This window comes from Moorena sp. SIO1F2, from assembly GCF_010672755.1.
Taxonomy (GTDB): Bacteria; Cyanobacteriota; Cyanobacteriia; order Cyanobacteriales; family Coleofasciculaceae; genus Moorena.
The window spans coordinates 1-4,924 of the sequence record NZ_JAAHFV010000435.1; the positions used below are offsets into that span (position 1 = coordinate 1).

Sequence of the window (4,924 nt, forward strand, 5' to 3'; positions counted from 1 at the left end):
TTAATGCCAGGAGCTAGTACCAGTCGCAGACTCTGGCTCTGTCAAGAGTGCATCGATTCTCTCTTGGAAGCGACTGGGAGGCACAGGTCTACTAAAGGGAGCACAGAAATTTTCCTTAGTGATCATCGGACTACTAACCATAGTCAACAGTGATTCTGCCAACAATAGGGCATCGACCTGTTTAGCGGCCCAATGGTCAGCACGGATTTCTCGTAGACTCAATAGTTCTTGCCACAATGACTCTGTATTTGGTAACCAAGCGGTGATTCGATGAATCCAGCCTAGCCAGAAAAACCAGAAGGTATCTCGGTAATGGTGGTGAGCTTGCTCATGGGTAATAACAGCCTCTAGATGTTCGGATGAGAGAGTTTCTAAGAGTCCCTGACTGACCACAAGTTCCGGTTGCCAAAAGCCAATCTGAGCAATAAAGGGTATGGGAGTGTCTAAAAGACGAGCCAATTGACCCTGACTAGCTAGGGATTCAGGGGTTGGAGTTAAGCCAGGACAGTTTTCAACCCTTTCCCATTGCCCATTTTGCCATTTCCCATTTATTAAGCAAATTTGGGGTAAGGAACGAACTTGTTGCAAAGACTGCCAACCAAGCCTTGCTAACTTTAGCCACAACACTACTGCCCAACCCAGAAATCCTAGCGCTAGACAGTAGCTGAGCCAGTCGGTACGTAACCCGATCATTTGTCCCTTTGGCCCCATGGATAGGACAGCCAAAGCAGTGCTTAGGAGGAGTAGGGGTGGAGCCAGAAATTGCACTAGTACCTGTTGCCAGCGCCTGGGCCAACTCCCAGGGAGTTGGTAGCTTGTGTGCCTGTGCCAGCAAGCCAGCCCTAATGCTGCTATAATCATGACCACATGCATTATTTTTCCTCCTTCCGCCTTTGACGTGCTGCTTGCAGTCGTTGTGCGATCGCAGAAATTTGTTCCACACTCGCTGCATCTAAGCTATCGGCAAAGGCAGCAACTACATCTGGATTGCCTACAGCTAAAAAGCGATTGAGCTGGTCATGGGCTGCGAGTACCTGGGCTTCTTGGCGAGACACTAAGGGTCTCCATAAAAAGGTACGCTGTCGTTTATCACAACTCAGCCAACCTTTCTGGGTCAAGCGGCGTAGCACTGTGGTCACTGAAGCATACGCTAATTCCCGATCGGGGTCAGCCAAAATCTGTTCATGGACATCTTTAACAGTAGCGCAACCTAATACCCATATGATCTCCAAGATTTCTCGTTCCAATGGACCTAGGGAGAGTTGTTTAGGGCGATGATGGGGCAAAGGACTCATAGATTACTGGTTAATTTTGGTTTAATTTTCGGTTAATTTTGGTGCTAAAACTGATTAATAGTGTATGAAGTGAAGAGCCGCCAGGCTATCCCGATTCATATTTAGTCTGTCTGCTTCCTTTATTTATAGTCTTGCTTAGGTTTGACAGCAGTTCTTCTAAGGTTTACAGTCATTCTAGGGAATAATTATAGGCCACTCTGTAGCCTGCTGTTTGTTTGATCAGAAGGAGAATACCCTTGAAGAAGCTGCTATCAATCCTGTTGACTGCTACGGTATGGTTTACATTTGCTCTATTTCGTCCAGCCCTCGCTGGTGATGCCGTTCAGGGAGCTCAGGTTTTTAGTCAAAATTGTGCTGCTTGTCATATCGGTGGCAATAACGTGATTATGGCCAATAAAACCTTGAAGAAACCTGTCCTAAAACGATATAAGATGTATGACCTGGAAAAAATTAAAACCCAGGTAACTAATGGCAAAAACGCTATGCCCTCCTTCAATAAGAAGCTGACTGAGCAGGAGATTGAAAATGTGGCTATCTATGTTTTATCGCAGGCTGACAATGACTGGCAGTTGGGTAAAGACATTCCTATTCAAAAATCCCCGAAGTCCAAATCTCCAGAATTAGGTGTAGAGGCTTCTGAGAAGCCAGTTAATCAGGACAAGACCGATACCCTTAAACCCAAAAAGCGCTCATTCTGGCGCTCATTCTTTTGATTCCCCTAATGTAATCTAAGTTACTATAGCAGTTCTCAATTGCGTCAGGGACTTTCGTCTTAGGTTAATGGGAGTAGGCAGTAGGGAGTAGCGATGCAACAAGGTAGCGCCTTGATGAGGGGGTTTACCCCATGATCGCACTGGCTCCCCTCATGAATGCCCTGCATAGCTGAGTTATAGATTTAAAACTTTGAGATGCACCCAATCACCATTGGGTTTCTGGATCTATTTTAAAATGCTATTCTTTTCAAGAAATACTTCAAAAAACACTTCAAAATGGCTTGAAGAGATCAAAACTTAGTATTCCTAGATACTAAGTTAGAAATAATTTGTATGAAAAGCTACAATCAATTGGGATAACTAACACTTTTCGTTAATTACTCGCGATTCGCATTTCCGGGGCTACTAAAACCGGGGATTGGCGATTTTTGCACTTCAGGAGTATGAAGATGCGATCGCTATCTTATCACCAAGCCAAAGCCTATTCACAACAGGTAAAACCCTAACTTCCGCAACCACATCAGGTAGAGCTAAGAGTAGGTTTTAACAATTCCAAGCAATTCTGCAATCCTATTGATGACAGCAAGTCGAGCTATGTCTAGCTAAATGTTGTATTATAACCATCAGATTAGAACTATCTGGGTGGTTTTTGTAAAGTTATGTTAACAACTCGGAAACTGCGGCATAAAAGGTGTGGACTCAACCAGATAAGTAACTGGTGACTCAAAATCAATGGTGCTAGTTAGGTTACCAACAAACCCAAGCTCAAGAGGGTTTACCTAACTCTTGCTGGTGTTATAGAGCAGATTATGCCCAAAGACTAATGCTCATCCTCAGGATTGGTTTCAGTGCTAGCTGTTACGAAGTACCCAAACGGGTACTGCCAATGCCTGAACTTGTTTCCCACAATGGATCAAAAGGGGGTTAAAGCTATGCTGTCAAAGGTACCAGAACAAAGTTGGCACCGAGTGCGTTTGGTGCTAGTGATTAGTTGGCTAATATTAATTTTATCGTTGTTTTATGACCCGATTTCACATAATTTAACTGATCCTGATAATCTATTAAGCCTATTTCGGGATCCCACGCTCACTCAAGACCCATGTGTTCAAGTCCAGGGAGTGTGCCTGGATGAAAAACCCTATGCCCTGGGAGCGCGATTGTTCTGGGGCATGATCGTGCCTAGCGCCATCATGATTGTTTTGGTGTTCGGTCATGAGACTTGGCGACGCATTTGCCCACTTTACTTTCTGTCCCAAATTCCCAGAGCTTTGGGGTTACAGCCACAGGGGGATATCAGCAAAAATCCGTGGCTGGTTCGTAACCATTTATATGTGCAGTTTGCCATTTTCTTTATCGGGTTGAACTGCCGGATTCTATTTGTTAACTCTGAGCGCTTGGTTCTGGGTTTGTTTCTGAGCCTGACTATCTTATCCGCCATGATGATGGTATTCCTCTATGGTGGCAGAAGTTGGTGTCATTATGTCTGTCCATTTGGCATGGTTCAGATGGTATTTACTGGACCACGGGGATTGCTTGGCACTGAAGCTCACAACGCACCGCCAAAAACCATTACCCAGTCCATGTGCCGCACCTTAGACCAAACCACAGGTATTGAAAAAAGTGCCTGTATCAGTTGTAAGTCCCCTTGTATGGATATCGATTCCGAAAAAGCCTACTGGCAACAACTGACTAAGCCTGGTCGGAAATTAGTCCAATACGGTTATTTAGGCATGGTGATTGGTTATTTCCTCTACTACTGGTTGTATGCAGGAAACTTCGATTATTACCTGTCTGGGGCTTGGACCCATGAAGAGAATCAGTTAGGTGCGCTTTTAAAGCCAGGGTTTTACATCATGAATCACGCAATTGCGATTCCTAAACTGGTGGCAACTCCTCTTACCTTCGTTGTCTTCGTGGCGCTCAGTTGTATAATTTGTACCAAGCTAGAGAAACTATACAAAGCTGCTCTGTGGCGAAAAAACCAATCTATCACTCAGGAGCAAGTATTGCACCGAGTCTTTTCCATTTGTACCTTTATTGCCTTTAACTTCTTCTTCATCTACGGGGGTCGTCCCGAAATTAATCGGTTCCCTGTCCTAGTGCAATTCCTGTTTCAGAGTATAGTGATTCTGGTGAGCAGCTTATGGCTTTATCAAACTTGGGGTCGTAGTTCCCAGCAATATACCCAGGAGAGTTTGGCAGACAAGTTGCGCCGTCAACTGAAGAAGCTACCCCTGGACTTCTCGGAATTTCTCGAAGGTCGTTCCGTCGATGATCTCAAACCTGAGGAATTACACATCCTGGCTAAAACCCTACCTGGTGCTAACCAACAATACCGTTTGGGGGTATACAAAGGGGTGCTAAGAGAAGCGATCCAAGCTGGACATGTGAATTCCGCTAGTAGTCTCGAGGTTCTCCAGCAGATCCGGGATGAACTGGGTATAAACGATCAGCAACATTATCAGGTTTTAGAAGAACTTGGTAAGGAGCAAGAAAACTTACCAATCTTGTATCCCCACTATGGACCGGACCCTTATAAAGTACTGAGCACCATCAAAGAGCGCCAGAAGACTAGTACTTCTAACCAACGCACGATACTTAGGGAATCCCGCAAGCAGAATCGTTCTGATAAGCGCACCAAGCTGCTAAAAGACCGCAAAGATAACAACAATCAACTAGGTGATCAGGACTAGTCCTTGGTTTTCCCAAATAGTACATTCAACAGGGTGAGACGAGGATGAAATACCGGAAAAAAGAGAGCATTTTTCATAAAAAGAAAAAAAAAGGCTGATAACTATATGGCCACTGGTAAAACACTTATAAAACACTTACTTACTTGTGGCTCAGGCCGAGGGTAAGGGTTAGTAGCCAGGGAATAAAAGGGTCACATAGTCTACCAAAATATCCAATTAATTA

The 4,924-nt window shown here is 44.5% G+C and carries 6 protein-coding genes; 3 read left to right on the forward strand and 3 right to left on the reverse strand.

The genetic code is table 11. From position 1 onward, the window contains the following. Both F6J94_RS30225 and F6J94_RS30230 read right to left on the reverse strand, forming a co-directional pair. On the reverse strand, positions 1–873 hold the full coding sequence (locus tag F6J94_RS30225; protein ID WP_293047064.1) for a M56 family metallopeptidase: 873 nt from the start codon (positions 871–873) through the stop codon (positions 1–3). Then, positions 873–1,295: a BlaI/MecI/CopY family transcriptional regulator gene (locus tag F6J94_RS30230; RefSeq protein ID WP_293019145.1), complete on the reverse strand. Its 423-nt coding sequence runs from the start codon at positions 1,293–1,295 to the stop codon at positions 873–875. Before F6J94_RS30230 ends, F6J94_RS30225 begins: the two co-directional genes overlap by 1 nt. A gap of 236 nt (positions 1,296–1,531) precedes the next feature. Here F6J94_RS30230 and petJ point away from each other — a divergent pair, with 236 nt between their 5' ends. Continuing rightward, entirely contained in the window at positions 1,532–2,008 is a 477-nt protein-coding gene (gene petJ / locus F6J94_RS30235) for a cytochrome c6 PetJ (protein ID WP_364301753.1), read from the forward strand. Between the two features lie 15 nt (positions 2,009–2,023). On the opposite strand, the gene F6J94_RS30240 is transcribed toward petJ, so the two are convergent. Beyond that, the gene (locus F6J94_RS30240) at positions 2,024–2,149 is read right to left on the reverse strand and encodes a hypothetical protein (protein WP_293019147.1); all 126 of its coding nucleotides are present in this window, start codon (positions 2,147–2,149) and stop codon (positions 2,024–2,026) included. Positions 2,150–2,426: 277 nt separating this feature from the next. Between F6J94_RS30240 and F6J94_RS30245 the strand changes: the two genes are divergently transcribed. Further along, positions 2,427–2,555 carry a hypothetical protein gene (locus F6J94_RS30245; RefSeq protein ID WP_293019151.1) on the forward strand — a complete coding sequence of 43 codons (129 nt, stop codon included), beginning with the start codon at positions 2,427–2,429 and terminating at the stop codon, positions 2,553–2,555. 361 nt (positions 2,556–2,916) lie between these two features. After that, on the forward strand, positions 2,917–4,701 hold the full coding sequence (locus F6J94_RS30250; RefSeq protein ID WP_293047066.1) for a 4Fe-4S binding protein: 1,785 nt from the start codon (positions 2,917–2,919) through the stop codon (positions 4,699–4,701). Positions 4,702–4,924 lie beyond the last annotated feature (223 nt).